Genomic DNA, 26,114 nt, shown 5'->3' with positions numbered 1-26,114 from the left:
TCCGGATCCTCGTTCCGGGCTCGAGAGCCCGGAATCCCGCGGCGTACGATCGCGAGAGGGCCCGTGACCGCACGGGCGACGCGAGGAGCGGCGATGACTCAGTACATCATCTACTTCAACCAGCAGTGGGTGGGCGATCACAGCCCCGAGTGGTTCGCGGAACGCGGGCCGCTCGCCAATGCCGTCGTGTCGGACATCAGGGACGCCGGGGCCCTCGTCTTCGCCGGAGGCGTGCACGAGGACGATGCTGCGGCGTTCACCGCCGACGCGACGAGCGGAACGACGGTGATCGACGCGGGACCCTTCGCCCCGACCGAGCAGCGCATCGGCGGCCTCACGATCATCGACGTCGCCGACGACGCCGCCGCGAAGCACTGGGCGGGCAGGATCGCCGAAGCCTGCGGCTGGCCCCAGGAGGTGCGCCGGGTCAGCTGACCTGATCGTCCTCATCCGGTTCGGCGCGGAGCAGATCCGCGATCTCCTCCTCGGGTCGAGGTGCGATGTTCTCGTCGACCTCGAGTTCGGGGATCGTCGGCTCACCGGGTGCCGGGACATGCGGTGCCGTGGGCTGCTCATCGCTATCGGACATGGCCGTGCCTCCTCTGGACGACACCGTCATCCTACGAGCCTCGCGCTGCGCGGGGACGCTCAGCGCAGAACCCGGTCCACCCAGTCGTGGATCAGCGCGCGGAGCAGCTCGGGCCGCTCGTGCGGCAGCGCATGCCCGGCGTCGTCCAGGACCGCGGCCGTCGCGCGCGGGTAGCGGTCCGCAAGATCGAGCGCGGCGGCATATCCGACCGTCGAATCGAGCCGGCCCGCCACGACGAGCGTCGGCCCGGCGAACGGCGGGCCCTCCCCCGGCGCGAGCTCCCACTGCTCGGCGATCCGCTCCATCGCGCCCTCATCGGCGAGACCCATACCGGGCACCACGAACCGCTCGTACCTCTCCAGCATCTCCGGCGTCTGCACGACGAAGTACCCCCGGAACTCGTCATCGCCGAGATCGCCGGATCCGTCGATCACGCGATGCTCCGGTACATCCCGGATGTCCGGAAGCAGCGGGCAGACCAGGGCGAGGCCCGCCGTCCGCTCGGGATTCCGCGCCGCAATCGCCCGCGCGAAATGCGCACCCGCCGAGTGGGCCACGAGGAGCCAGGACTCGCCGTCGCTCACCTGCTCCGCGAAGTCGAAGAGCACGACCACGACGTCCTCTGCGCTGCGAAGATCCTCCGGCGCCGACGTGCGGCCCATGCCCGGCAGATCGGGATAGATCCTCCGGACTCCGCGGATCCCGGAGAACGCCGGCTCGAAGCAGGCCTCGGACTCGCGATGGTCGACGCCGGCGCCGTGCAGGATCAGCGCGGGGAGCCCCGTGCCGTGCTCGACGTAGTGCACCGAGGTCTTGCTCCCGCGCGCTTCCACGACCCCACGGTAGTGCGCCGGTCCACGCGACGACACCCTCCCGGTGGATCCAGGTGCAGCGCATCGTGCGACGAAGCCCCGTACGCTGGACGACGCCGCGATCCGCGCGCGAGAGGACGGATTTCCATGAAGATCACCCACCTGAGGGGATTCGTCGCCGTCGCCGAGGAGCTGCACTTCCCGCGCGCAGCAGCCCGCCTCGGCATCCCGCTCGCCGCGCTGTACTCGTCCATCGAGAAGCTCGAGGAGGAGGTCGGGCAGCCGCTCGTCACCCGCGGCGGTTCCACCCGTCTGACCAGTGCCGGCCTTCTCCTGCTCCCCGAGGCGCGGGACAGGATCGCCGCGGCGCCCACGCCCCCGCAGAAGTCGGATGCGCCGTCCGGCGGCAAGGCGAAGGCGTCCAAGGGAAAGGGCCGGGCACCCGCCGTGAAGGGCCAGCCCAAGCCCTACAAGAAGCGCCAGGGACGCTGACCCTTACTCGAACCCTGGCTTCAGGGGCCGGGCTCGGAACGGAGCAGCTCGGAATCGTTGGACATCACCGGCATCGCGCCTACCGGCTCGAACTGCAATCGCGCGTCATTCGACGGCACGAGGCAGATGACCAGACTCTCGCGAGATGGAGCGACCTCCACGAGTCTCGCCACTCCTCAGCGTCTGCGATTCAACCGCTCAAGACGGGCTTCCAGCGCCGCGGTCTCCTCGGAATCCGAGAGCACGCCTGCCTCGATGACCTCCCGCATAGCTTCGACGTCGTCGTAGAACGCTCGGAAGACCGTCGGCACATCGATCGCGTGGTCTGGGCGGGAGAGCACCGTAATCGTCTCGCCTGGCCGGACGAATCCCGGCCGCTCGACGGACAGATAGGCACCTGACAGGCCATGATCGACGAACCGCTTGAGCCAGCCCGCCTCCCCCATGTGCATGCGGAACGTGCCGCACGGGATCCGGGGTCCCTCGACCCGGAGCACCACGGCGTCCCCCACCTGCCAGCGCTCACCGATGAGCGCGTGGTCGATATCGATACCGGTCGTGGTGAGGTTCTCCCCGAACATGCCGTCATCCAGATGACGACCGAGCTCCTTGCCCCACCAGTCCAGCTCCTCACGGGAGACCGCGTACACGGCTTGATAGTCGCCGCCGTGGTGCTGCCGGTCGCCGATGAAGTCACCCACGACGCCGCTGCCGAGTCCCCCGTGCTTCGAGCCGGGTCGTCGCAGCTCGATAATCTCCACCGGCCGCTTATGGATGCCGGTAGGGGTGTCCTTGGCGGCGTTCGGTCGCTCCGCGCCGACGTTCACTGAGACGACATGGGCCATTGTGGCTCCCTTTCCAGTCTGCCGAAATGGCTCTGCAGACTGATCTGTATCTGAACGCAACCACGTTCCCCGGTTCGCAGAACGTCATGCGAGGGCACGAGCCATCACCACTTGCTGAACGGGCGTCACGGAGCGCTTGAACTCGTAGCCAACGAATGACCAGTGCACGATCGCTTCCGAGCTGACTTCGCGCCCGCGAACGAAGGGCGGGCAGGGCGCGAGTCGGACCCCGGTCGGAGCCGTGTCAAGCATTATTTCCTCGGCACCGCATCCGTCCAACGAAAACAGATCCGTCAACCCACTCATCCGCGACCAGGAGCAATGACATCGAGGCCAGCGGCCCGCGCCGCTTCAGCAAGCCGATGGTCGTACGTGAGGACGGCATCGACGTCCAGGCGGATCGCCGCCTCCAAATGGAGTGCGTCGAGAGTGCGCAGATAGGGCATCGGCAAGAACCCCGCCGAGCGGTACACGGCACGATCGAGCGCCGCAAGAGAAACGCCCTCGAGGATCGCACTGACCTTCGCCTGGTCCCGTCCCTCCCGCGCGGCCATCCGACGCAGCTCCGTCTCTAGCAGATCGCTCGAGACAAGGCTGACGTCCGCACCGTCGAGCCACTCCACCAGCGCCTCGGTCTCGACCTGGGAGATGAGAAGCGCTCCGAATGCGGAGGTATCGACGTAGACGAGTGGAGCGCTGCTCACACCCGGTCCTCGCGAAGCTCGTCGACGATGCGCGACAAGAGTCGATCACTCTCGACGGGCTGAGGGCTCAGCGCGGCCCAGCCTCCGACGCGCTTCGCAGCCCGAACGATCGGCAGCGTGGCGGCGGGCGCGTCGAGCGGGACGATACGACCGACGGCGACGCCTCGGTTGGTCAGAACGAACGACTGACCCTCGCCGACAAGACGCAGAACACGTCCGGACTCGTTGCGCAGTTCACGCTGGGAGAGGCTCTCGATGTGCGAATCGCTCACACTCATGCGACGAGTGTAGCACCCGCGCTACGTAATTGGAGCGAAACGTCACCGAACCGTACTCCTCGGAGCCGAGAGTCGGGATCAGAAGGGTGAGGGCCTGCTGAACGTCCGACATGACGTGCAGCACAACGGCCTCCGCCACAGACATCGACACGACGACGCCGTCGGAGGTGTGAGCTGCCCTCATCCGAGCATTGCCTCAGACGTCCGATGCGAAACACGCCATCGCGCAGGCGCTAGTACCACGCCAGCTCACAGTTCAGATTCAGACGTTGAAACGGAACTCCACCACGTCGCCATCCTGCATGACGTAGTCCTTGCCCTCCAGGCGCGCCTTGCCCTTCGAGCGGGCCTCGACGACGGATCCGGTGTCCACCAGATCCTGGAACGAGATGACCTCGGCCTTGATGAAGCCCTTCTCGAAGTCGGTGTGGATCACGCCGGCGGCCTGCGGGGCCTTGTCGCCCTTGTGGATCGTCCAGGCGCGGGCTTCCTTCGGGCCGGCGGTGAGGTAGGTCTGCAGGCCGAGGGTGTCGAATCCGATGCGGGCGAGCTGGTCGAGGCCCGACTCGTCCTGACCGGTGGAGGCGAGGAGCTCTGCGGCGTCCTCCGGATCCAGGTCGATGAGCTCCGACTCGATCTTCGCGTCGAGGAAGATCGCCTGGGCGGGCGCGACGAGCGCGGCGAGCTCGGCCTTGCGGGCGTCGTCCGTCAGCACGGCCTCGTCGACGTTGAAGACGAAGATCACGGGCTTCGAGGTCAGCAGACCGAGCTCCTTGATCGGCGTCAGGTCGATGCCGCTCGTGGAGAGCAGCTGGCCGCGCTCGAGCGCGTCCTTCGCGGCCTTCGCCGCCTCGAGCACCGAAGCGTCGGTCTTGCGGCCGCGCACCTCCTTCTCGATGCGCACGATCGCCTTCTCGAGCGTCTGGAGGTCGGCGAGCATGAGCTCGGCGTTGATCGTCTCGAGGTCGTTCTTGGGGTCGATCGCCCCGTCGACGTGCACGACATCGTCGTCGGCGAAGCCACGGACGACCTGGGCGATCGCGTCGGCCTCGCGGATGTTCGCGAGGAACTGGTTGCCCAGCCCCTCCCCCTCGCTCGCGCCGCGCACGATGCCGGCGATGTCGACGAACGACACCGTCGCGGGCAGGATCCGCTCGCTGCCGAAGATCTCGGCGAGCGCGTTCAGCCGCGCATCGGGCAGGTTCACCACGCCGACGTTCGGCTCGATCGTCGCGAACGGATAGTTCGCCGCGAGCACGTCGTTCTTGGTGAGGGCGTTGAAGAGGGTGGACTTGCCGACGTTGGGCAGTCCTACGATTCCGATGGTGAGAGCCACGGGGTACGAGTCTACCGGGGCCCGCGCCCGCTCACGATCCGCGGATCGCGCGGTAGGCCGCGGTCACGTACGGCATCGACAGCGTTCCGCCTTCGACGAGGCCGAGCTCGTCGAAGAGCTCGTCCATCGCCTGCGCGATCCGCGCCTTCTCCTCCGGCGACGACGTGATGATGACACTGCGGGAGCTCGCCATCGCATGCAGCTCGGCGCGCGTCATCTCGCGCGACCACTCCCAGCGCCGCTCCTCCAGCGCTCCGAAGGGCGCCGCGACCCGCACGGTGTTCTCGCCGATCATCTGCTCCGCCGCGCTGCCGCCCATGATCGCGGTCAACCGGCGCACCCACTCGGTGCGGCCGTCCCGCACGTTCCAGATGAGCCCGAGCACGCCACCGGGGCGCACGACGCGGCCGATCTCCGCGGAGGCGGCGACAGGGTCCACCCAGTGCCAGGCCTGCCCGAGGGTCGCGGCGTCGGCACTCGCGTCCGGCAGCGGCAGCGCTTCCGCCGTGCCGGTGACAGCCTCGACGCCGGGGGTCTTCTCGCGCAGGGCCTCGAGCATCTGCGGATCCGGATCCACGGCCGTCACGCCCGTGCCCCCGAGGCCCCGCACGGCGCGGGTGAGCTTGCCGGTCCCCGCGCCGATGTCGACCACCGCCCTGTCGCCGTCCGCCAGCGGCTCCAGCAGCCAGGCGACCGCGTCCGACCGGTACTCCGGCCGTCCCTTCTCATAGCTGCCCGTCTCGGATCCGAAACTCGTCGCACGTTCGACCATGCTCCCGAGACTACGCCCGCCGATCACGCCCTCCGCGGCGCGCCTGCTCCGCCGGCGCACATGGTCGACGGAAGGTGGATCCGTGGCCCTGGACTTCACCGCGATCGACTTCGAGACGGCGAACTCCTCCCCGGCCTCGGCATGCTCGGTCGGTCTGGTCCGAGTGCGGGACGGCATCGTCGTCGCGCAGACCGGCTGGCTGATCCGCCCGCCCGCCGGGCATGACGAGTTCCAGGAGTGGAACGTCCGGATCCACGGCATCCGCGCGCACGAGGTGCAGGGCGCCCCGGGATGGAGCGAGCAGCTCGATCGGCTCTGCGCGTTCGCCGGCGCGGACGTGCTGGTCGCGCACAACGCCGGGTTCGACCTCAACGTCATCCGACGTGCGTGCGAGGCGACCGGCGACGACTGCCCGCCCTACCGTTCGCTGTGCAGCCTCGCCGTGGCCCGCAAGGTCTACGACCTCGACTCCTACAAGCTCCCGGTCGCGGCCGAGGCCGCCGGGTTCGGCACCTTCCCGCATCACGACGCGCTCGCCGACGCCCGCGCGTGCGCGCAGATCGTGATCGATGCGGCACAGCGCACCGGATCCGCCACCGTGCAGCAGCTGGCCGAGACGATCGGCGTCCGCCTCGGAGACCCTCTCGCCCCGGCTACCCCGGCGAAGGTGCGCGCCGCGGCCTGACACGCGACCGCGCGTCCCCGGCGATGTCGGTGGCCCCGCCCATCATGGACGCATGGACGCGCTCGCACTGCTCATCGCCGCTCTCACCGCTGTCGCCGGCCTGGCCGTCGGCTGGTTCCTCGGCCGCAGCCGCGGCGCCGCCGACCTCGCCCGCGCCGATGCCGAGCTCTCGGTGGTCCGCGAAGACCGCGACCGGCAGCACGACCTCTACCGCGACGCCGTCGAGCACGCTCGCCTTCAGCAGCACGACGCGGCCGAGCGCGCCCGGCAGGAGAGCGCGGTGCTCACCGCCCTCGCCCCGGTGCGCGAGAGCCTGCACCGCATGCAGCAGACGGTGACCGTGCTGGAGCGCGAGCGCCACGCCCAGTTCGGTCAGCTCAGCGAGCAGCTGCGCCGCACCGAGGAGAGCGGCGAGGCGCTGCGGTCGACGACCGAGTCCCTGGCCGGTGCACTGCGCTCCACCTCGGCACGCGGGGTCTGGGGCGAGACCCAGCTGCGCCGCGTCGTGGAGGCCGCCGGCCTCACCCGGCACGTCGACTTCGACCTGCAGACGACCATCCGCTCCGATGCCGGCCAGGGGCGCCCCGACATGGTGATCCGCCTCGCCGGCGGCGCCTCGATCGCCGTCGATGCGAAGGCTCCGCTCGACGCGTTCCTCGCAGCCGGCGCGCTCGGCTCCGAGGATCCGCAGCGCCGGATCCTGATGCAGCAGCATGTCAAGGCGGTGCGCGCGCACGTGGACGCACTCGCCAAGAAGGCGTACTGGTCGGGACTCGAGGTGAGCCCCGAGTTCGTCATCTGCTTCCTGCCCAGCGAGTCGCTGCTGTCCGCCGCCCTCGACGAGGATCCGGCCCTGCTCGACTACGCCTTCGGCAAGCGCGTGGCCCTGGCGACCCCGGTGAATCTCTGGGCCGTGCTGAAGACCGTCGCCTACACGTGGAAGCAGCAGGAGCTGTCGGCCGAGGCCGCCGTGCTGCTCGAGCTCGGCACCCAGCTGTACGACCGGCTCGGCGTGCTCGCCGGGCATGCGGACGACCTGCGCCGGGCGCTGGAGCGCACGGTAGAGAGCTACAACCGCTTCGCAGGGTCGCTGGAAGGGCGGGTCCTCGTGACCGCCCGGCGGTTCCCCGGTGTCGATGCCGACGCGCTGGCCGCACCCTTGCCGGTCACCGGCGCGACCCGGCGGTTCACCGCGGAGGAGCTGACCTCACCCCCGACGGTGGAGGATCCCGCGTCGTCTGCCACCGCGGACGCGATGCAGGCGGACCTCGGCGAGCTGCGTGCGCGGCTGGCCGGGCAGGACGAAGCCCGGGAGGAGGTCAGGCGCTCCCCGGAACCCCGCTGAGCAGGAAGACGACGGTCGCGGAGAAGAGCACGAACGCGCCGATCATCCACCAGGCGCTGATCTCGTGGCCCTCTTCGCGACGGACGCGGAAGAGCACGTCGGGGCGGCGCGCGGCCTCCATCTCGACGACCTTCACCGTGCCGGTGTCGGTGACCGTCTCATGGCGATAGATGTTCTCCGTAGCCATCCTCATCACCTTCCTGCTCCGCATTCCGCGTCGCGCCGAATGCGCCGTGCACGCCGATGGCGCCTCCCCCATTGTGCCAGGTGCCGAGGGAATCGGCCGGACTGAGGCCAGGTCGTTATCGCGACCCGGCCCGCCGCCGCGGGATGAGGCTCAGAGCCACTTGGAGACGAGGTGCTCCGAGGCGATGCGCCGCAGGGTGCCCGAGGCGCTGCGCAGCACGACGCTCTCGGTGTAGAGGTAGTCGCCCTCGCGGCGCACGCCGGCGACGAGCTGCCCGTCCGTCACACCCGTGGCGACGAAGATCGTGTTGTTTCCGCTCACCAGGTCGTCGGCCTCGTAGACCTTGTCCATGTCGAGGCCGGCATCGATGCCGCGCTGGCGCTCATCATCGTCGCGGGGCCACAGCCGGCCCTGGATGTGACCGCCGAGAGCCTTGATCGCGCAGGCGGTGACGATGCCCTCCGGGCTGCCGCCGATGCCGATGCACATGTCGGTGCGCGCGCCGTGACGGGCGGCGTTGATGCCGCCCGCGACGTCGCCGTCGCTCATCAGACGCGTGCCGGCACCGGCCTCGCGGATCTCCCGGATGAGCTTCTCGTGACGAGGACGGTTCAGCACCGAGACGACGAGCTCCTCGACCGGCTTGCCCAGGGCGCCGGCGAGACGCTGGATGTTCTCCGCGACGGGGAGGCGGATGTCGACCACTCCGACGCCCGCGGGGCCGGTGACGAGCTTGTCCATGTAGAAGACGCTCGAGGCGTCGAGCATCGTGCCGCGGTCGGACACCGCGATGACGGACACGGCGTTCTGGCGCCCCTCGGCGGTGAGGGTGGTGCCGTCGATCGGATCGACGGCGATGTCGTACTGCTGCGCCCACTCGACGCCGCTGCCGACATGCTCGCCGTTGAAGAGCATCGGGGCGTTGTCCTTCTCGCCCTCGCCGATCACGACGCGACCGTCGAAGTCGACCGTCCCGAGGAAAGCCCGCATGGCGTCGACGGCGGCGCCGTCGGCCTCCTCCTTCGCACCGCGGCCGATGAAGGGGACGGCACGGATCGCCGCCGCCTCCGTGGCACGGACGAGTTCCAGTGCGAGGTTGCGGTCGGGGCTGAGGGGGCTGAGATCGGCTGTGAGGCGCACCATGGCCCCCAGCGTAGGGCCGCGAAGCGTACGGATCAGCAGTTTTCCGCTCCGGGAAAGCGAAAGATCTTCCCTTCTTTACCAGGCGGAAGATCCGGCTCCCCAGGCCGTCGGTCACGCGCTCTGAAACGCGGATCCTACGGCGCTAGAGTGGCACCGACCCCCGTCATCCAGCACAGGAGAAGCCATGCCCGTTGCCACCCCGGATCAGTACGCCGAGATGCTCGACCGCGCGAAGGCGGGCGGCTTCGCCTACCCGGCGTTCAACGTCTCCAGCTCGCAGACCATCCACGCCGTGCTGCAGGGTCTCACCGAGGCCGGCTCCGACGGCATCATCCAGGTCACCACGGGCGGCGCCGACTACTTCGCCGGTCAGACCGTCAAGGCCCGCGCCACGGGCGCGCTGGCCTTCGCCAAGTTCGCCACCGAGGTCGCGAAGTCCTACCCCGTCACCGTCGCGCTGCACACCGACCACTGCCCGAAGGACGCCCTCGCCGGCTTCGTCGAGCCCCTCATCGCGGCAAGCGAGGAAGAGGTGCGGGCCGGACGCAACCCCATCTTCCAGTCGCACATGTGGGACGGCTCGGCCGTGCCGCTCGCGGAGAACATCGAGATCGCCAAGGATCTCCTCCCCCGCATGAAGGCGATCAACGCGATCCTCGAGGTCGAGATCGGCGTCGTCGGCGGCGAGGAGGACGGCGTCGCGCACGAGGGCTCGAACGAGGCGCTCTACACCACCTTCGCCGACGTCGACCAGGCCGTCCAGGCGCTGGGCCTCGGCGAGCAGGGCCGCTACATCGCCGCGCTCACCTTCGGCAACGTGCACGGCGTGTACAAGCCCGGCGGCGTGAAGCTGCGCCCCGAGCTGCTCGGCGAGATCCAGGCGCAGGTCGCCGCGAAGTACGGCACGGGCGCGAAGCCGCTCGACCTCGTCTTCCACGGCGGATCCGGTTCCACCGACGCGGAGATCGCCCTCGCGGTCGCGAACGGCGTCGTGAAGATGAACATCGACACCGACACGCAGTACGCGTTCACCCGCTCGATCGCGGGCTACATGTTCAGCAACTACGACGGCGTCCTGAAGGTCGACGGCGAGGTCGGCAACAAGAAGGTCTACGACCCGCGCGCCTGGGGCAAGGTCGCCGAGACCGCGATGGCCCAGCGCGTCATCGAGTCGACCCGTCAGCTGGGCTCGTACGGCCAGTCGAAGAGCTGACCGCACCTCAGCCGCATCGGAAGCGCCGCCCGGATCCGTCCCGGCGGCGCTTCCGTCGTCTGCGGGTCAGCCGCCGATCTTCGCGCCCGTCGCATCCACGACCCACCAGATGCCCTGCACGCCCTGGCCCTTCACGTCACCGGCCGCCGCGTCACCGGAGTAGGTGTAGAGGGGCCAGCCGTCGAGCGTGACCTGCTTCTTGCCGTCAGGCGTCGGGATCGTGCCGAGCGTGCCGGTGATGCCGTCTCCCTGGGGCGTGCCACCGGTGGCGAGGATGGGCGGCCACAATCCGACGCAGGCTCCCGTGCACGCGCTCGCCTGCGTGCCCTGGGTGTCCTTGTCGAACATGTAGGCGGTCATGCCGGCCGAGGTCACCACGACCTCGCCGAGAGACGTCTTCGCGACCTTCAGGCTCGTGCTCGCCGCGGTACTGCTCGTCCCGGAGCCGTAGCCGCCGCCGCCCCCGTACCCGTCGCTCGATGCCGGAGGCGCCGAGGATCCGGTCGTCGCCGGCGAGCTGCATCCGGCCAGCAGTAATCCCAGTGCAAGGGCTCCGATCGCCCAGGTTCTGCGCATGTCCTCATCCTTTCGACCGCGCTCCGTGCGGTGCGCTCCAGGGCAAGAACGAGGGCGAGCGCGTGGCGGTTCACCCCGACGCGGATCCGCCGCGGATGTCCCGGCTCAGCACGACGTCTCCGGCCGCCGTGCGGATCTCGACCGTCCGGATGTCGTCGAGCGCCGCCGCGGTGCCCGCGGAGAGCGTCGCCGTCCGCCCCGGCTGGACCTTCCAGGTCGACAGGTCGGTCGCTGTGCCGTCCTTGCCCACGACGGTGAGGACGTAGGTCCACCCGGCATCGGGCGCCCCGGCGTCGTACAGGCACGCCATGTCGATCCTCGTGCCCCAGGCGACGGGCGTCAGCGAGACCGTGGCTCTCACCGGAACGGATCTGTCCGCCTCCAGCGCCACGGACACCGCCGGGCGCGGCGCGATCGCGACGACGGTGACGGGTACGGCGATCGCGAGCGCGGCCGCGATGCCGATGCCGGTCCAGAGCGCACGGCGGCGACGCCGGCGGCGTGCACGCGCGATCGAGAGCAGCTTCGGAGCGACCGGATCGGGTTCGCCCGTGCCGATGCGCTCCGCGTCCTCGGCGCGCACGCGCGACAGCAGGCTCACCGCCGGCACGAGCGCGGCCACGGCGGCACGGCAGTCCGGGCAGTCCGCCAGATGCGCCTCGTAGCGCGCGCGGTCCGGCGCGGACAGCGCACCCATCGCATAGGCGGCATCCCACGTGGCGAACGGGTCCGGATCGATGCTCACCGGATCACCCCTCTCTCCTGCAGCGCGAGCCGCAGGGCCCGCAGTCCATAGTGCATGCGCGACTTCACCGTTCCGGCGGGGATCGCGAGCTCCTGTGCGATCTCGTCGACGCTGCGACCGCCGTAGTATCCGGCCACGATCACGGCGCGATGCTCGGCGCTGAGGTCGGCGAGCGCGTCCTCGATGAGGATCGCGTCGAACAGGCGATCCGTCGTGTCGTCGGTGCCCTGCTCCGGCACCTCGGCGACGGGATGCTCATGGCGCCGGCGCGCGCTGCGGGCCTCGTCGATGACGAGATGCCGCGCGACGGTGAACATCCAGGACCGGGTCGTCGCGACCTCCTGCTCCAGGATCCGCGGGGTGCGCCAGGCCCGCAGCAGCGTCTCCTGCACGACGTCGTCCGCGGAGGAGCTGCTGCCCGTCAGGTGCACGACGTAGCGACGGATCGGCCCGGCGTGCACGTCGTAGAGCGCGGTCAGCCGCTCGTCCTCATCCTCCATCGTCGCCTCCTACCGGGGAAACGAGATCCGCGAACGAAAGGTTCATCCCCGACGGATCGGATCCGCGCCGATAGGATCCGGTGAACCCGGTGCACCCGCGCGCCGTTCTCCCAGTATGACCGCCTTGCTCGCCTCCGGCCCCTTCACGCTTCTCGGCCTCCCGCTGCACCCGCTGCTGGTGCACGCCACGGTGATCCTCGCTCCCGTGACGGCGCTCGCCGTGGCTCTCACGGCGATCTGGCCCGCTGCCCGACGCCGTCTGGGCCTGGCGATGCCGATCGCCGCGGCACTCGTCGCGGTCCTGGTGACGGTGACCGTTCTCGCCGGCCTCGATCTGGCAGCGAAGGTCGGATCCACGCCCGCGATCCGGCAGCACGAGGCGCTCGGGCTCCTGCTGATCCCCTGGAGCATCGCCCTCCTGATCGCGGCCGTCGCCGTTCACCTGCGGGAGCGGATGACGGCCCGGATCCGGCGGATCCGCATCGCGTCCGCGATCTCCGCGACGATCACCATCATCGCGGCGGTGTGCGCGATCGGGACGATCGTCACCGCCGTCCTGGCGGGCGAGGCCGGCGCACGTGCCGTCTGGGGCGGGATCGCCTGACGGCACCGGCAGCCCGATTCCGGGATCATCCGCCCGGTGGCACCGGAAGTAGCCGATCGGCTGATGCGACGATCGGGGCCCGATTCCTAGCGTGGAAGACATGAACATCACCTTCCCCCGCAAGCTCATCGCCGCCTCGACGATCGCCCTCGCGGCCGTCGCCATCGTCCCGACGGTCGCCGCCGCAGCCGCGCCGGCTGCCGCGCCCGCATCGTTCGCCTCCGGCCACCGGGCGCTGACGCCGTTCGAGACGCTGGCCTCGACCCCGTGGAAGACCACGAGCGCGCTCGACGCCCAGGGCCGCCGCGTCGCTCTCGACGACCCGGCCGTGAAGAACTTCGTGGGCTGGGCGTACTTCAAGGCCGACGGCACGTTCACGATGTACAACCTCGACGACAGCCCGAAGATGCACGGCGACTGGAACGTGCCCGCTGACGGCGCCACGCGGTGGATCGCCGCGAAGGACGCGAACGGCGCCGTGCTGTTCGAGCGCGTCGTCCCGATCGTGGAGCTGAACAAGAACGTCTTCACCTACCGGGTGTTCCCGAACGCGGCCGACACGAGCGTCTACTACGACATCGTGCACACCAAGACCAACCACGTCGAGCCCGGCACCGGAGGTCGCGGCCCCGGGGCGCACGGCAACGGTCACCACAAGGGCGACCACCACTTCAACAACGGCAACGCGCACTGACGGGCCGCTCGTCGTTGGTCCGGCTCCCCGAGGGGGCCGGACCTTCGGCGTCCGCGGACGCTACTTCTGGAGCTGCCCGTTCAGGAACGAGACGACGCTCGGATCCGTCATGAAGGGCACCGCGATGCAGACCGACGCCAGCATGCCGAACACGATGCCGCCGGACACCGGGAGCCACCACGTGAGCTTGCCGCGCCGCAGCCGGGCCACGGACCATGCGGCGGTCACGATCCAGCCGACGATGAGGACGATACCCGCGACGATCCCCGCGGTCCGCGCCGGTCCGTAGTTCGAGAAGGTGCCGGTGATCCCCATCATCCGCATCATCGAGGTCATGAGCGAGGACGGGTCGAGGTAGGCGATGACCGTCGTGATGACGTTCCAGACCCCGTAGGCGAGCAGCGCGATCGACGCCATCCTGTCGACGGGGTGAGCCGGGCGCTCCGCCGTGTCCTGCGCCGGTGGGACCACCGGAAGCACGGTCGGCGGAACGGGCACGACGGGCGGCGGCATCGGCCTTCCCGCTCGCCTGCTCTGCTCCTCCGGAGTCGCGTACTCGCCGAAAGCCGGCCGTCGCGGCTGCTCCGCGGGCCCGGAGCCGGTCATCGGCTGCGTCCTCCGAGCGCCCGCTCGTCGCGCTGGCCCGTGATGTCCTGGCGCAGCTCCTTGGGGAGGGAGAACATGAGGTCCTCCTCGGCCGTGCGCACCTCCTCGACGTCTCCGTAACCCGCCTCGGCGAGGGCCGCGAGCACCTCCTGCACGAGCACCTCGGGCACGGAGGCGCCGCTCGTCACCCCGACGGTGGCGACGCCGTCCAGCCACTCCTGACGCACCTCGTCGGCGTAGTCGACGCGGTAGGCGGCCCGGGCGCCGTATTCGCGCGCGACCTCGACCAGGCGCACGCTGTTGGACGAGTTCGCGGATCCGACCACGATCACGAGATCCGCGTCCTTGGCGACCTTCTTGATCGCGACCTGCCGGTTCTGCGTCGCGTAGCAGATGTCGTCGGAGGGCGGATCCTGCAGCTCGGGGAACCGGGTGCGCAGCCGGTTGACGGTCTCCATCGTCTCGTCGACGGAGAGGGTGGTCTGCGACAGCCACACCACCTTGCTGGGGTCGCGCACCTCGACCGTGTCGGCCTCGGCCGGCGAGTTCACGACCGTGACGTGGTCGGGCGCCTCCCCCGCGGTTCCCTCGACCTCCTCGTGGCCGTCGTGGCCGATGAGCAGGATCTCGTAGTCGTCGCGGGCGAAGCGCACCGCCTCGCGGTGCACCTTGGTCACCAGAGGGCAGGTCGCGTCGATCGCGTGCAGGTGGCGGTCCTCCGCGGCGGAGACCACCATCGGCGAGACGCCGTGGGCGCTGAAGACCACGTGGGATCCCTCGGGGATCTCGTCCACCTCGTCGACGAAGATCGCCCCCTGCTCCTCGAGCTCGGTCACGACGTGGATGTTGTGCACGATCTGCTTGCGCACGTACACGGGCGCACCGTAGCGCTGCAGCGCCTTCTCGACCGCGACGACGGCGCGGTCGACCCCCGCGCAGTAGCCGCGGGGCGCGGCGAGCAGCACGCGCTTGACGCCCTCGACCGGGCGGTTCTGGAGCGGCTCGCGCGCGCCCTCGGGACGACGGCGGGGAATCTGCGGCACGGGCAGCGCGACGGGAGAACTCACCCCGCGATTCTATCGGCGCCTCCTGGCAGGAGGCCGGGACGGGCCGCCCTGCGTACCGGGCCGGGCCGCGTCGGGAGCCCGCGTTATCCTGAACCCGCCCCGATCGACAGGATGCGATGACCGTCTTCGAAGCCGCCCCCGGCGAGACCCCGCCGGCCGACGCCGTCTCCCCCCGCGACTCGACCGCGGACGCGCCGACCTCCATCGCCCGCCTCAACGCCACGATCCGCGACTTCGTGGCCCAGTGGGGCACTGTCTGGGTCGAGGGCGAGATCACGAGCTGGAACCTGCGTGCCGGCAACGTCTTCGCCCGCCTCAAGGACACCCGCTCCGATGCGCAGATCTCGATCCGGATCTGGTCGAGCGTGCGCGCGCGGATTCCGGCCGATCTCGCGATCGGCGACCACGTGGTCGCCGCGGTCAAGGCGGACTACTTCGTCAAGGCCGGCGACTTCAGCTTCGCCGTCTCCGCCATGAAGCACGTCGGGCTCGGCGATCAGCTCGAACGCCTGGAGCGGCTGCGCACCCAGCTGCGCCAGGAAGGACTGTTCGACGCCTCCCGCAAGAAGCCGCTGCCGTTCCTGCCGCACATGATCGGGCTGATCACGGGCGAGAACTCCGACGCGGAGAAGGACGTGCACCGCAACGCCGAGCTGCGCTGGCCTCAGGTGCGCTTCCGCACCGTGCACGCCGCGGTGCAGGGCGACCGCTGCGTGCCGGAGACGCTCGCCGCACTGAAGCGGCTCGATGCGGATCCGGAGGTCGACGTGATCGTGATCGCCCGCGGCGGCGGGGACCCGCAGACCCTTCTCGGCTTCAGCGACGAGCGCCTCGTGCGGGCGGTCGCCGCCGCGACGACCCCCGTGGTCAGCGCGATCGGACACGAGAACGACCACCCGCTGCTCGACGACGTCGCCGACCTCCGCGCCTCGACGCCGACCGACGCCGCCAAGCGCGTCGTGCCCGACGTCGGCGAGCAGCGCGCGCTCGTCGCCCAGCTGCGCGCGAGGGCCGCCACCCGCGTCTCCCAGCGCATCGCGCACGACATCGCCCAGCTCGAGCAGCTGCGCTCCCGTCCGGCGCTGCGGGATCCGGATCCGCTCATCGAGCGCCGCGCACAGGAGGTGTGGCTGCTGTCCGCACGGTCGCGCGACGCGCTCGGCCGCACCGTCGACGCGGCGGCCCGCCGTACCGCAGAGCTGCGCGCCTCCTTGCGCGCGCTCTCGCCCGCGGCGACCCTCGCCCGCGGGTACGCCATCGCGCACCGGGACGACGGGCGCATCGTGCGCGACGCCGCGGACGCCCCCTCCGGCACCGTGCTCACCCTCACGGTCGACCGCGGCTCGCTGCGCGCCGTGTCGGAGGGCGAGATCGCCGAGGCCGCGGACGGCGGTGCCGACGCGGCCGGTGGCGCCGACGCACGCCGGTAGGATGGAGGCGTGACTGTGTCGAACGAGCCGTCCGCCTCCGCAGGGACCTCTGCGCCGACCGTCGCCGATCCGGCTTCTCTCAGCTTCGAGCAGGCCAGGGACGAGCTGGTCCGCGTCGTCGCCGAGCTCGAGCAGGGCGCGCCCACGCTCGAGCAGTCGCTCACGCTGTGGGAGCGCGGCGAAGCGCTCGCTGCACGCTGCGAGGAGTGGCTGCTGGGTGCGAAGCGCCGCCTCGACTCCGCGCGCTCGCACGCCGAGTCCGAGGAGGCCGGACGATGAGCCGCGCACCGAAACAGCCGCCCGTCGTCGCCGAGCTGGGGCGCCCGGAGACCGCGCAGGAGACGGCCGACCGCAAGGCGGCGTCGTCGGCCGCCTACCGGGGCAGCCAGACCTTCCGCGGCCTCATCGCCGCCCTCATCGCCACCGTGGGCGTCGTGCTGCTCATCGTGCTGATCGTGCCGCGCGGCGACTTCACCGGCACCAACGCCGTCGACCTCCCCGCCGCGGCCAGGAACGCGCAGAGCAGTCTGAACCGCCCCGTGCTGCTTCCGACGCCGCCCAACAACTGGCGTGTGAACAAGGCCGTCCTGGTCGACGGCAAGCCGATCGTGTGGGACATCACCATCGCCCCGCAGGCCGATGACGCCCGCGGCTACGCGCACATCGCGCAGGCCTTCGACGCCGACGCCGACTGGGCGCTCACGCCGCTGCGCGGCACGGCTTCGAAGAACACCGTGACCATCGGCGGACGCGCCTGGGACGAGTACGTGATCTCGCGCCCCGACGAGTCGGCGAACATCAACTACGCCCTCGGAACGCAGGTCGGCAAGGACTACGTCCTGGTCTACGGCGCGCTCGGCAAGGCCGGCACGGCGGAACTCGTGGCGAAGATCAGCCCCCAGATCGACGAACTCGGAAGCGGACGATGACCGGTAACAGCACTCTGACCCCCGACGAGGCCTGGCGGCTCATGAGCGAGGGGAACCGGCGGTTCGTCGCCGGCACGCCCCAGCACCCGAACCAGGACGTCGGCAAGCGTCACGAACTCGTGGACGGGCAGGCGCCGATGGCAACGCTGTTCGGCTGCTCCGATTCGCGCCTGGCGGCGGAGATCATCTTCGACAAGGGCCTCGGCGACCTCTTCGTCGTGCGCAACGCCGGTCAGGTGATCGGCGAGTCGATCGTCGCGAGCCTCGAGTACGCGGTCGCCGTCCTCGGTGTGCCGCTCATCGTCGTCCTCGCGCACGACAGCTGCGGCGCCGTGCGCGCGGCGATCGACGGCACCGCCATCGACGCGGCCCCGCTGCCGCCGCACATCTGGAAGCTCGTGGCGCCGATCGTCCCCGCAGCCCGCAAGGTGCTCTCCGAGCAGGGCGGATCCACCGTGGCCGACATCGATCCCGAACTCGTCGGCCAGGAGCACCTGCGCAACACCGTGCACGATCTGCTGCAGTCCTCCGAGCTCATCGCCCAGGCCGTGACGGAGGGCCGTCTCGGCATCGTCGGCGCGAACTACCGGCTGAACGAGGGCACGGCCGTGCCCGTCGTCACCGCGGGTCTCGGCGACCTCCCCTGAACATCCCCCCACATCACCCCGTCACAACTGGAGGAACAGCAGTGACCGACACACACCAGCGGAGCGGCGAGAACGCGCTGCAGTACCGCATCGAGCACGACACCATGGGCGAGGTGCGCGTGCCCGTGAACGCGCTCTACGGAGCCCAGACGCAGCGCGCCGTCGAGAACTTCCCGATCTCGGGCAAGGGGCTGGAGTCGACGCAGATCGCGGCGCTCGCCCGGATCAAGAAGGCCGCGGCGCTCGCGAACAAGGAGCTCGGCACCCTGGACGGCGCCATCGCCGATGCGATCGCCCAGGCCGCGGACGAGGTCGCCGCGGGCAGGCACGACGGCGAGTTCCCCGTCGACACGTACCAGACCGGATCCGGCACCTCCTCGAACATGAACATGAACGAGGTGCTCGCGACCCTCGCGACCCGGATCCTGGGCGCGACGGTGCACCCGAACGACCACGTGAACGCCTCGCAGTCCTCGAACGACGTGTTCCCGACCTCGGTGCACATCGCCGTCACCCAGGCGCTCATCGACACCCTCATCCCCTCGCTCGACCACCTCGCGGTGGCCCTCGAGGCGAAGGCGGAGTTGTGGAAGGACGCGGTCAAGTCCGGCCGCACCCACCTCATGGACGCCACCCCGGTCACCCTCGGCCAGGAGTTCGGCGGCTACGCCCGCCAGATCCGCCTCGGCATCGAGCGCGTGCAGGCGGCCCTCCCCCGAGTCGCCGAGGTCCCGCTCGGCGGCACCGCGGTCGGCACCGGCATCAACACCCCGCTCGGCTTCCCGCAGAAGGTCATCGCCCTGCTCGCCGCCGAGACCGAGCTGCCGATCACCGAGGCCAAGGACCACTTCGAGGCCCAGGCGAACCGCGACGGCCTCGTCGAGGCGTCGGGTGCACTGCGCACGATCGCGGTCTCGCTGACCAAGATCAACAACGACCTGCGCTGGATGGGCTCGGGCCCCAACACCGGCCTCGGCGAACTGCACATCCCCGACCTGCAGCCGGGCTCCTCGATCATGCCGGGCAAGGTCAACCCGGTCATCCCCGAGGCGACCCTGATGGTGTGCGCGCGCGTGATCGGCAACGACGCGACCGTCGCATGGGCCGGCGCCTCCGGCTCGTTCGAGCTCAACGTCGCGATCCCCGTCATGGGCACCGCGCTGCTCGAGTCGATCCGCCTGCTCTCGAACGCCGTGCGCGTGCTCGCCGACAAGACCGTCGACGGCCTGCAGGCCAACGTCGAGCGCGCCGCCGCGTTCGCGGGCATGAGCCCGTCGATCGTCACGCCGCTGAACAAGGTCATCGGCTACGAGGCCGCGGCGAAGATCGCGAAGCACGCCGTCGCCCAGGGCATCACCGTCCGCGACGCCGTGATCGACCTCGGCTACGTGGAGCGCGGGGAGATCACCCTCGAGGAGCTCGACGCCAAGCTCGACCTGCTCTCGATGACGCACGCCGGCTGATCCCGGATCCCTCACGCGGATGCCGCGGTCCCCTCGGGGCCGCGGCATCCGTCGTCTCCGGCGGGCTGTGCGGGCCTCGGGTCGCCGCGAAGCGCGTCAGGCCGGCAGGACGCGGAAGCGGACGAGCACGGCGGGGGTGCCGTCGTCGACCGTGAAGGACGGATCGCCGATGGCCGAGCGGTACTCGGCGCCGTGCCAGAAGCGCTCGTGACCGGCGCGCCACGCGGCGACCGTCTCGAAGCCCTCGCCCTCGGCGACCGCATGAGCGAGATCCACGTCGCCGACGCAGGCGACCCGCACGTCGGTGATCTCCTCGACCGCGATCCGTTCACCGGCTGAGTCCACGATCGCCGCACGATCGCCGACGGACGGCAGTGCCTCGCCCTCGAGCTCGTAATCGGCCACGAGGCTCGTCGTCGCGGTCTTCTCCCCGCCCAGGATCGCCGCGATCAGCCTGTCGCGCAGAGGTCCGGGGAAGGCGTACTCGGAGACGGGGAGGTCATCGATCGAGGTCACGGCTCCAGCCTAGGTCCGCCCGCGCAAGGGAGGATGACGGCGTCACCCCGTGCCTGAATCAGGTCGGATCCGGGCCGGAAGCCCGGATCCGACCTGATTCACGCCATCCGATGAGCTCTGGCCTGAGTTCGGCTCCCGAACCCGGCCCGCCCCGTTCTCAGCTGAGCTCGCCGACCTCCAGGAGCTCGGTGACGAGGGCTGCGATCGCCGACCGCTCGGAGCGCTGCAGCGTGACGTGCCCGAAGAGGTCGTGCCCCTTGAGGGACTCGATCACGCTCGCGATGCCGTCGTGCCGTCCGACGCGCAGGTTGTCGCGCTGCCCGACGTCGTGGGTGAGCACGACGCGCGAGTTCTGGCCCATCCGGCTCAGCACGGTGAGCAGCACGTTGCGCTCGAGCGACTGCGCCTCGTCGACGATCACGAACGCGTCGTGCAGCGAACGTCCGCGGATGTGCGTGAGCGGGAGCACCTCGAGCATCCCGCGCGCCACGATCTCCTCCACGACGTTTCCGGAGACGACGGATCCGAGCGTGTCGAACACCGCCTGCCCCCACGGGCTCATCTTCTCGTCCTTGTCGCCGGGCAGGTAGCCGAGCTCCTGACCGCCCACGGCGAACAGCGGGCGGAAGACGATGATCTTCTTCTGCTGCTGCCGCTCCAGCACCGCCTCGAGCCCGGCGCACAGGGCGAGGGCCGACTTGCCGGTGCCCGCGCGTCCGCCGAGCGAGACGATCCCGACCTCGGGGTCGAGGAGCAGGTCGATCGCGATGCGCTGCTCGGCCGAGCGCCCGTGCAAGCCGAACACCTCGCGGTCGCCGCGGACGAGCGCGTACTCGCCGTCCCCCGTGACGCGACCGAGGGCGGAGCCCCGCTCGGAGTGGATGATGAGCCCGGTGTTCACGGGGAGACCGAGCGCCTCCTCGCTCGTGCCGACCTCGCTCTCGTACAGGTCGCTCATCTCATCGCCGGAGAGCGAGATCGAGCTGATCCCGGTCCAGCCCGAGTCCACGGCCTGCTCGGCCAGGTACTCCTCGGCGTTGATGCCCAGCGACGCCGCCTTGACGCGCATCGGCAGGTCCTTCGAGACGACGGTGACGTCCTGCCCGTCGTCGGCGAGGTGCATCGCGACGGCGAGGATCCGGCTGTCGTTGTCTCCGAGGCGGATGCCGCTCGGCAACACCGAGAGGTCGGTGTTGTTGAGCTCGACGCGCAGGGTGCCGCCGTCGCCGATGGGCACCGGGAAGTCGAGCCGGCCGTGCTCGACGCGCAGCTCGTCGAGATGGCGGAGGGCCCGCCGGGCGAAGTATCCGAGCTCGGGATCGTGGCGCTTGCCCTCCAGCTCGCCGATCACGACGACCGGCAGGACGATGGAGTGCTCGGCGAAGCGGAAGAACGCCTGCGGATCCGACAGCAGCACGGACGTGTCGAGCACGTACGTCTTCAGATCCTGATCGGGCGCTGCCCCTCCTCGAGATCCCGCCGTCTCGTCGACGGCAGGTCCTGCCGCTTCGCCGGCGGCGTTCACGGCGCTGGTGCGAGTGCTGCTGTTCAGTGCGGTACGTGCGGCCACGACCCTCTCCCGACCCGGGGATTCCCGGAACTAGGCGAGTCGGCCAGGGCCACGAGTCGCGATCCTTGAGGCCGACTCGATCGGACGCCGTGTCCGATGCCATGACCGTACGACTTCCCCGCACCCCGGCGCATCCGCGACACGCGTGGTTGAAGGTTAAGAGCCGATGAACTCCTGAGCGCCGGCCAGCGCCGCGTCGAGCATCGCGAGGGTGTCCTCCGACGTGCCCGCGTGCGGAGAGACGCGCACCGTCCCGGCGCGCTGGGTCACATCCACGCCCGCGGCGGCCAACGCTGCGCCGAGCTCCTCCGGCCGGGCGACCTCGAGCACCACGATCCCCGCGCGTTCGGCCTCGCCGCGCGGCGAGCCCACCGGGATCCGGTGCCGGTCGGCGATGGCGATCACGGCGTCGACGCGGTCCGCAAGCGCCGCGGCGACAGCGGCGACGCCGGCGCCGCGGATCTCTGTCGCGGCCGCGGCGAGCCGGGCGGCCGCCAGGGGATCCGGCGCGCTCACGGCGAAGGCCTGCGCGGAGGCGACGGGTGCGGGGAGCGCATCGGTGGGCAGGCCGTCCGCCGCGGTCGCGATCCGGCCGCTCAGCACCGGGCGGATCCGCTCCCGCGCGGCGTCGCCGAACCGTGCGAAACCGGTGCCGCGCCCCGCTCTCAGCCACTTGTACCCGTGCCCGACGACGACATCGGCCACGGACCAGTCCTCGTCCACCACGCCGAACGACTGCACGGCATCGACGATCAGCAGCCGATCGGGACCGAGCACCTTGCGCAGCGCGGCGAGGTCGGCGCGATAGCCGGAGCGGAAGTCCACGTGGCTCACGACGAGGGCGGACACCGCCGGATCGAGCGCCTCGGCGACGGCGTCGGGGGTCACGCGGGTCCGGGCCGGCGAGATCCAGCGCGGCAGAAGGCGCCCCTGGGCGGCCGCCGCGGCGCGGTCGAGGGTGATCGTCACGCTCGGGAACTCCGCGGCGGAGGCGATGACGGCGCCGTCCAGCCCGGCGAACGCCTGCTGCAGCGCATGGGTCGACGAGGGATGCAGCGTGACCTCGTCTGACGCGGCGCCGAGCAGGTCGGCGACTCCGGTGCGCGCGGCGACGCCGGCCGCCGACGCCGCATCGACATCGGCTCTCCGCCCGGTCGCGAGCAGCGCGGCGGTGTCGCGCAGCGCGGTCGCCGCCCCGGGGGACATCGGCCCGAACGCGGCCCAGTCCAGGTATCCGGGCTGCTCGCCGAAGGTGTCCGTGTACTGGTCGATGGCGCGCATCCGGCCAGTCTGACACGGCCGATCGACGTCAGCGCCCGAAGCGCCGGTCGCGGTCGGCGTAGTCCCGGATCGCGCGCAGGAAGTCGACCTGAAGGAGATCCGGCCCCAGCGCCTCCACGAAGTAGAACTCGCTGTGCGCGCTCTGCCAGAGCAGGAAGTCGCTGAGCCGCTGCTCACCGCTCGTGCGGATCACGAGATCCGGATCCGGCTGGCCCCCGGTGTACAGGTGCTCGCCGATCATCTCGGGCGTGAGATGCGCGGCGAGATCCTCCATCGTGCCGCCCGAGGCGTCGTGCTGGGCGAGGATCGATCGCACGGCGTCGACGATCTCGTTGCGCCCGCCGTAGCCGACCGCGAGGTTGACGTGCAGGCCCGTGTGCGTGCGGGTGCGCTCCTCGGCGTCGGCCAGCACCCGCGCCAGTTCGGGCGGGAGGATCTCGGCGCGGCCCACATGCTTGACCCGCCAGTTGCCCTCGTGCGAGAGGGCGTCGGCGAGCTCTCCGATGATCTCGATGAGGTCGGCGAGCTCGGCGGAGTCGCGCTTGCGCAGGTTGTCCGCGGAGAGCAGATACAGCGACACCACGCCGATCCCGAGCTCGTCGCACCACCCGAGGAACTCGTGCATCTTCGCGGCCCCGGCCCGATGCCCGTGCGCCGGAGTCGCGTAGCCGAGCTGTCGCGCCCAGCGGCGGTTGCCGTCGATCATCATGGCGATGTGGTGCGGCACGGTCGACGGGTCGAGCCTCCGCCGCAGCCGTCGGGTGTACAGCCGATAGAGGGGGCCGCTCCCTGGCTGATCGGACCGTGCGCTCACGTGAATACGCTACCGCGCGCACGGCGCCCCGCGATGTGCGGGTGCCCATGTCGCGCTCGGGATATGTACGGCTCGCGGCATGCGCGGCGGCCTAGCATGCAAGCATGCGCAGAGCGACCCGAACCGCTGCCGAAGTGCCCGAGCTGCCTCTCATGGAGGCGGCCACCGTCGATGCGCAGGTCGAGCTCAAGCCGACCTGGCGCGGCTGGATCCACGCGGGCACCTTCCCCGTCGCGGTCGCCGCGGGCATCGTGCTCATCGTCCTGGCGCAGGGCGCGCCCGCCAAATGGGCCGCGGTCGTGTTCACCGCCACCTCGATGCTGCTGTTCGGCAACTCCGCGCTCTACCACCGCTTCAACTGGAAGCCGCGGACCAAGTCGATCCTCAAGCGGATCGACCACGCCAACATCCTCCTGCTCATCGCCGGCACGTACACCCCGCTCGCGGTCCTCGCGCTGCCGCCCGGCAAGGGCGCGCTGCTCCTGATCGTGGTCTGGTCCGGAGCGCTGCTCGGGATCCTGTTCCGGGTGTTCTGGATCAACGCGCCGCGCTGGCTCTACGTCGCGCTGTACCTCCTGCTCGGCTGGGCCGCCGTGATGTACATGGTGGACCTGGTGCAGGCGAACGTCGCGATGATGGTCCTGGTCTGCGTCGGCGGACTGCTCTACACCGGCGGCGCGATCGTCTACGCGCTGAAGAAGCCCAACCCGTGGCCCGGGCGGTTCGGCTTCCACGAGATCTTCCACGTGTGCACGGTGCTCGCCTTCCTCTGCCACTGGACCGCGTGCCTGCTCATCTCGCTGGCGCCGCTGCAGCCCTCGCTGGGGATTCCCGGCTGAGTCCGATCGCCTCGCCGAGGTCAGGCCTTCGGGTCGGCCTCTCCCGCGCCGTCGCCGTTCGTCGCCGCCTCCTCGGCGTCGAGCTCGGCACGGACCTCTTCGCGGTAGCGCACGCGCCGGATGCGGCGCTGCATGTCCCAGATGAGGAGGGCGGCGAACACGACGACCACCGCGACGATCACGAAGCCCACCGGCCCCGGGGTGACCAGGTTCGGGTCGACCGTGGGGGTGGGGGTGGGGGTGGCCGCCGCAGCGAGGATCGCCTCGATCATCAGAACGCCTTTCGTCTTCACCCCTCCGGGCCGATCGGCCTGCGGACTCGAGCCCTTCGGGTACGGGGCTCTCGAGGTGGTCGGCCGCGTTCGGGCGGAGGCCCTGCGCGGGATAACCTGGAACCTCAAGCCTAACGATCGGATGCACCCCGCCGTGACGACCCCCGCCCAGCTCGACGAGCGCTACGGTCGCGGACCCCGTCGGCGCCTTCCGATGATCCTCGCCATCGCCGTCGCCGCGGTCGTCGTCGGCGTGTTCGGCTGGTGGACCTGGCAGGGATCGGCCGACACCGTCGACGTGACGGGAACGGGCTTCCACCTCGTCGACGATCACAGCGTCACGGTGTCCTTCCAGATCACCGCGCCCCCGAACCGGCCCGTGCACTGCATCGTGGAGGCGCAGGACGAGGAGTTCGGGATCGTGGGCTGGCGCCTCGTCACCTACCCCGGATCCGAGAAGCACTCCCGTGCCTTCACCGAGCACGTGCCGATCGTCTCGGCGGCGACGACGGGTTTGGTGAACTCCTGCTGGGTGTCCTAGGCTCATCGTGTTGATCGACGCCCCGGCAGGTGCCGGGGCGTCTTGGCATATCCGGGGCGCTCTGCATCCGGATCCGATTCGCAAGGAGTTCACCGTGTCGAACGACGCACAGGTCCCCTTCCTCACGCAGGAGGCCTACGACCGTCTTGTCGCGGAGCTGGAGAACCTCTCCACGGTCGGCCGCGAGGAGATCGCCAAGCGCATCGAGGTCGCGCGCGAGGAGGGCGATCTCAAGGAGAACGGCGGCTACCACGCCGCCAAGGACGAGCAGGGCAAGATCGAGGCGCGCATCCGCACCCTCGAGACCCTGCTGAAGACGGCCAAGGTCAGCGAGGCCCCGGCCAGCCGTGGCATCGTCGAGCCGGGGACCGTCGTCACGGCCACGGTCGCCGGCGGCGAGGAGGTCTTCCTCCTCGGCAGCCGCGAGATCGCGGGCGGCACCGACCTCGACGTCTACAGCGAGGCGAGCCCGCTCGGATCCGCGATCCAGGGCCTCAAGGTCGGCGACAAGACGTCCTACGAGGCGCCCAACGGCCGCTCGATCCAGGTCGAGATCCTGAAGGTCGAGACCTTCGCGGGCTGACCGCATCCGCAGACGACGAACCCGCCGCGCCATCGA

Annotated in this window: 34 protein-coding genes; 15 read left to right on the top strand and 19 right to left on the bottom strand. The window is 70.5% G+C overall.

The window, feature by feature from the left end:
• Nucleotides 1-93 precede the first annotated feature (93 nt).
• Nucleotides 94-435, top strand: a complete 342-nt coding sequence (locus WFJ17_RS15165; RefSeq protein ID WP_292884582.1) for a YciI family protein — start codon at nucleotides 94-96, stop codon at nucleotides 433-435.
• On the opposite strand, the gene WFJ17_RS15160 is transcribed toward WFJ17_RS15165, so the two are convergent.
• Together WFJ17_RS15160 and WFJ17_RS15155 are read right to left on the bottom strand one after the other, a co-directional pair.
• A complete protein-coding gene (locus WFJ17_RS15160; protein WP_251446892.1) occupies nucleotides 428-589 on the bottom strand; it encodes a hypothetical protein in 162 nt (53 codons plus the stop codon). The genes WFJ17_RS15165 and WFJ17_RS15160 overlap by 8 nt on opposite strands.
• Nucleotides 590-648: 59 nt before the next feature.
• Nucleotides 649-1,422, bottom strand: a complete 774-nt coding sequence (locus WFJ17_RS15155; RefSeq protein WP_336648842.1) for an alpha/beta fold hydrolase — start codon at nucleotides 1,420-1,422, stop codon at nucleotides 649-651.
• A gap of 126 nt (nucleotides 1,423-1,548) precedes the next feature.
• On the opposite strand from WFJ17_RS15155, the gene WFJ17_RS15150 reads away from it, so the two are divergent.
• Nucleotides 1,549-1,893, top strand: a complete 345-nt coding sequence (locus tag WFJ17_RS15150) for a LysR family transcriptional regulator (protein ID WP_336648841.1) — start codon at nucleotides 1,549-1,551, stop codon at nucleotides 1,891-1,893.
• A gap of 176 nt (nucleotides 1,894-2,069) precedes the next feature.
• Here the strand turns inward: WFJ17_RS15150 and WFJ17_RS15145 are convergent, their stop codons facing one another.
• From WFJ17_RS15145 to WFJ17_RS15125, 5 genes are all read right to left on the bottom strand, one after another.
• On the bottom strand, nucleotides 2,070-2,738 hold the full coding sequence (locus WFJ17_RS15145) for an MOSC domain-containing protein (RefSeq protein WP_251446886.1): 669 nt from the start codon (nucleotides 2,736-2,738) through the stop codon (nucleotides 2,070-2,072).
• Nucleotides 2,739-3,040: 302 nt separating this feature from the next.
• Nucleotides 3,041-3,442 (bottom strand): type II toxin-antitoxin system VapC family toxin, encoded by a 402-nt coding sequence (locus tag WFJ17_RS15140; RefSeq protein WP_336648840.1) that lies wholly within the window; start codon nucleotides 3,440-3,442, stop codon nucleotides 3,041-3,043.
• Complete coding sequence (locus WFJ17_RS15135) at nucleotides 3,439-3,720, bottom strand: type II toxin-antitoxin system Phd/YefM family antitoxin (RefSeq protein WP_251446880.1); 282 nt, start codon at nucleotides 3,718-3,720, stop codon at nucleotides 3,439-3,441. Before WFJ17_RS15135 ends, WFJ17_RS15140 begins: the two co-directional genes overlap by 4 nt.
• A gap of 262 nt (nucleotides 3,721-3,982) precedes the next feature.
• Nucleotides 3,983-5,056, bottom strand: coding sequence for a redox-regulated ATPase YchF (gene ychF / locus WFJ17_RS15130; RefSeq protein WP_251446877.1), 1,074 nt, complete (start codon nucleotides 5,054-5,056; stop codon nucleotides 3,983-3,985).
• Between the two features lie 31 nt (nucleotides 5,057-5,087).
• Nucleotides 5,088-5,828, bottom strand: coding sequence for a class I SAM-dependent methyltransferase (locus WFJ17_RS15125; protein ID WP_336648839.1), 741 nt, complete (start codon nucleotides 5,826-5,828; stop codon nucleotides 5,088-5,090).
• An 82-nt stretch (nucleotides 5,829-5,910) separates the two neighbouring features.
• Between WFJ17_RS15125 and WFJ17_RS15120 the strand changes: the two genes are divergently transcribed.
• Nucleotides 5,911-6,513, top strand: coding sequence for a 3'-5' exonuclease (locus WFJ17_RS15120; protein ID WP_336628654.1), 603 nt, complete (start codon nucleotides 5,911-5,913; stop codon nucleotides 6,511-6,513).
• 52 nt (nucleotides 6,514-6,565) lie between these two features.
• Nucleotides 6,566-7,858 (top strand): DNA recombination protein RmuC, encoded by a 1,293-nt coding sequence (locus WFJ17_RS15115; RefSeq protein ID WP_336648838.1) that lies wholly within the window; start codon nucleotides 6,566-6,568, stop codon nucleotides 7,856-7,858.
• Here WFJ17_RS15115 and WFJ17_RS15110 read toward each other — a convergent pair.
• Together WFJ17_RS15110 and glpX are read right to left on the bottom strand one after the other, a co-directional pair.
• Nucleotides 7,833-8,045: a UDP-N-acetylmuramyl pentapeptide phosphotransferase gene (locus WFJ17_RS15110; protein ID WP_251446862.1), complete on the bottom strand. Its 213-nt coding sequence runs from the start codon at nucleotides 8,043-8,045 to the stop codon at nucleotides 7,833-7,835. The genes WFJ17_RS15115 and WFJ17_RS15110 overlap by 26 nt on opposite strands.
• A 150-nt stretch (nucleotides 8,046-8,195) precedes the next feature.
• Complete coding sequence (gene glpX, locus WFJ17_RS15105) at nucleotides 8,196-9,188, bottom strand: class II fructose-bisphosphatase (protein ID WP_251446860.1); 993 nt, start codon at nucleotides 9,186-9,188, stop codon at nucleotides 8,196-8,198.
• 184 nt (nucleotides 9,189-9,372) lie between these two features.
• Here glpX and fbaA point away from each other — a divergent pair, with 184 nt between their 5' ends.
• Entirely contained in the window at nucleotides 9,373-10,401 is a 1,029-nt protein-coding gene (fbaA, locus tag WFJ17_RS15100) for a class II fructose-bisphosphate aldolase (protein ID WP_251446858.1), read from the top strand.
• 66 nt (nucleotides 10,402-10,467) lie between these two features.
• Here fbaA and WFJ17_RS15095 read toward each other — a convergent pair whose 3' ends face one another.
• The 3 genes from WFJ17_RS15095 to WFJ17_RS15085 form a co-directional block, all read right to left on the bottom strand.
• A complete protein-coding gene (locus WFJ17_RS15095) occupies nucleotides 10,468-10,977 on the bottom strand; it encodes a COG4315 family predicted lipoprotein (protein WP_336648837.1) in 510 nt (169 codons plus the stop codon).
• A gap of 70 nt (nucleotides 10,978-11,047) precedes the next feature.
• A complete protein-coding gene (locus WFJ17_RS15090) occupies nucleotides 11,048-11,722 on the bottom strand; it encodes a zf-HC2 domain-containing protein (protein WP_336648836.1) in 675 nt (224 codons plus the stop codon).
• A complete protein-coding gene (locus WFJ17_RS15085) occupies nucleotides 11,719-12,222 on the bottom strand; it encodes a sigma-70 family RNA polymerase sigma factor (RefSeq protein WP_251446852.1) in 504 nt (167 codons plus the stop codon). Before WFJ17_RS15085 ends, WFJ17_RS15090 begins: the two co-directional genes overlap by 4 nt.
• Nucleotides 12,223-12,337: 115 nt before the next feature.
• Here WFJ17_RS15085 and WFJ17_RS15080 point away from each other — a divergent pair, with 115 nt between their 5' ends.
• Entirely contained in the window at nucleotides 12,338-12,826 is a 489-nt protein-coding gene (locus WFJ17_RS15080) for a hypothetical protein (RefSeq protein ID WP_336648835.1), read from the top strand.
• A 100-nt stretch (nucleotides 12,827-12,926) separates the two neighbouring features.
• Nucleotides 12,927-13,520: a DUF4822 domain-containing protein gene (locus WFJ17_RS15075; protein WP_336648834.1), complete on the top strand. Its 594-nt coding sequence runs from the start codon at nucleotides 12,927-12,929 to the stop codon at nucleotides 13,518-13,520.
• Between the two features lie 60 nt (nucleotides 13,521-13,580).
• Here the strand turns inward: WFJ17_RS15075 and WFJ17_RS15070 are convergent, their stop codons facing one another.
• Nucleotides 13,581-14,126, bottom strand: a complete 546-nt coding sequence (locus WFJ17_RS15070) for a DUF6264 family protein (RefSeq protein ID WP_336648833.1) — start codon at nucleotides 14,124-14,126, stop codon at nucleotides 13,581-13,583.
• The gene (locus WFJ17_RS15065; protein ID WP_374208786.1) at nucleotides 14,123-15,160 is read right to left on the bottom strand and encodes a 4-hydroxy-3-methylbut-2-enyl diphosphate reductase; all 1,038 of its coding nucleotides are present in this window, start codon (nucleotides 15,158-15,160) and stop codon (nucleotides 14,123-14,125) included. Before WFJ17_RS15065 ends, WFJ17_RS15070 begins: the two co-directional genes overlap by 4 nt.
• A gap of 149 nt (nucleotides 15,161-15,309) precedes the next feature.
• Between WFJ17_RS15065 and xseA the strand changes: the two genes are divergently transcribed.
• Genes xseA through WFJ17_RS15040 form a run of 5 tightly spaced genes read left to right on the top strand, consistent with a single transcriptional unit; the run spans nucleotide 15,310 to nucleotide 19,662 of the window.
• Nucleotides 15,310-16,623, top strand: coding sequence for an exodeoxyribonuclease VII large subunit (gene xseA, locus WFJ17_RS15060; RefSeq protein ID WP_336648832.1), 1,314 nt, complete (start codon nucleotides 15,310-15,312; stop codon nucleotides 16,621-16,623).
• Between the two features lie 15 nt (nucleotides 16,624-16,638).
• Nucleotides 16,639-16,902, top strand: coding sequence for an exodeoxyribonuclease VII small subunit (locus tag WFJ17_RS15055; protein ID WP_251447269.1), 264 nt, complete (start codon nucleotides 16,639-16,641; stop codon nucleotides 16,900-16,902).
• A complete protein-coding gene (locus WFJ17_RS15050; RefSeq protein WP_251446839.1) occupies nucleotides 16,899-17,552 on the top strand; it encodes a DUF4245 family protein in 654 nt (217 codons plus the stop codon). Before WFJ17_RS15055 ends, WFJ17_RS15050 begins: the two co-directional genes overlap by 4 nt.
• Nucleotides 17,549-18,199: a carbonic anhydrase gene (locus tag WFJ17_RS15045; protein ID WP_251446837.1), complete on the top strand. Its 651-nt coding sequence runs from the start codon at nucleotides 17,549-17,551 to the stop codon at nucleotides 18,197-18,199. The genes WFJ17_RS15050 and WFJ17_RS15045 overlap by 4 nt, the downstream gene beginning before the upstream one ends.
• Nucleotides 18,200-18,240: 41 nt before the next feature.
• Nucleotides 18,241-19,662 (top strand): class II fumarate hydratase, encoded by a 1,422-nt coding sequence (locus WFJ17_RS15040; protein WP_336648831.1) that lies wholly within the window; start codon nucleotides 18,241-18,243, stop codon nucleotides 19,660-19,662.
• Between the two features lie 96 nt (nucleotides 19,663-19,758).
• Here the strand turns inward: WFJ17_RS15040 and WFJ17_RS15035 are convergent, their stop codons facing one another.
• The 4 genes from WFJ17_RS15035 to WFJ17_RS15020 form a co-directional block, all read right to left on the bottom strand.
• The gene (locus tag WFJ17_RS15035; RefSeq protein WP_251446834.1) at nucleotides 19,759-20,178 is read right to left on the bottom strand and encodes an ASCH domain-containing protein; all 420 of its coding nucleotides are present in this window, start codon (nucleotides 20,176-20,178) and stop codon (nucleotides 19,759-19,761) included.
• A gap of 157 nt (nucleotides 20,179-20,335) precedes the next feature.
• Nucleotides 20,336-21,622 carry a PhoH family protein gene (locus tag WFJ17_RS15030; protein WP_251447265.1) on the bottom strand — a complete coding sequence of 429 codons (1,287 nt, stop codon included), beginning with the start codon at nucleotides 21,620-21,622 and terminating at the stop codon, nucleotides 20,336-20,338.
• A 282-nt stretch (nucleotides 21,623-21,904) separates the two neighbouring features.
• Nucleotides 21,905-23,029, bottom strand: a complete 1,125-nt coding sequence (locus tag WFJ17_RS15025) for an aminotransferase class V-fold PLP-dependent enzyme (protein ID WP_336648830.1) — start codon at nucleotides 23,027-23,029, stop codon at nucleotides 21,905-21,907.
• A 28-nt stretch (nucleotides 23,030-23,057) separates the two neighbouring features.
• Nucleotides 23,058-23,843 (bottom strand): isoprenyl transferase, encoded by a 786-nt coding sequence (locus WFJ17_RS15020; protein ID WP_336648829.1) that lies wholly within the window; start codon nucleotides 23,841-23,843, stop codon nucleotides 23,058-23,060.
• Nucleotides 23,844-23,947: 104 nt separating this feature from the next.
• Here WFJ17_RS15020 and trhA point away from each other — a divergent pair, with 104 nt between their 5' ends.
• Nucleotides 23,948-24,682, top strand: coding sequence for a PAQR family membrane homeostasis protein TrhA (trhA, locus tag WFJ17_RS15015; protein WP_251446825.1), 735 nt, complete (start codon nucleotides 23,948-23,950; stop codon nucleotides 24,680-24,682).
• Between the two features lie 20 nt (nucleotides 24,683-24,702).
• Here the strand turns inward: trhA and WFJ17_RS15010 are convergent, their stop codons facing one another.
• Complete coding sequence (locus WFJ17_RS15010; protein ID WP_251446822.1) at nucleotides 24,703-24,954, bottom strand: hypothetical protein; 252 nt, start codon at nucleotides 24,952-24,954, stop codon at nucleotides 24,703-24,705.
• Between the two features lie 154 nt (nucleotides 24,955-25,108).
• Here WFJ17_RS15010 and WFJ17_RS15005 point away from each other — a divergent pair, with 154 nt between their 5' ends.
• Nucleotides 25,109-25,495 carry a DUF4307 domain-containing protein gene (locus tag WFJ17_RS15005; protein ID WP_251446819.1) on the top strand — a complete coding sequence of 129 codons (387 nt, stop codon included), beginning with the start codon at nucleotides 25,109-25,111 and terminating at the stop codon, nucleotides 25,493-25,495.
• 94 nt (nucleotides 25,496-25,589) lie between these two features.
• Nucleotides 25,590-26,078, top strand: coding sequence for a transcription elongation factor GreA (greA, locus tag WFJ17_RS15000; protein ID WP_045251388.1), 489 nt, complete (start codon nucleotides 25,590-25,592; stop codon nucleotides 26,076-26,078).
• Nucleotides 26,079-26,114: the final 36 nt, after the last annotated feature.

Source organism: Microbacterium sp. MMO-10 (genome assembly GCF_037148715.1).
Classification (GTDB): domain Bacteria; phylum Actinomycetota; class Actinomycetes; order Actinomycetales; family Microbacteriaceae; genus Microbacterium.
Note: the sequence above shows the minus strand (reverse complement) of the source record. Positions and strands in the feature narration are given on the sequence as shown.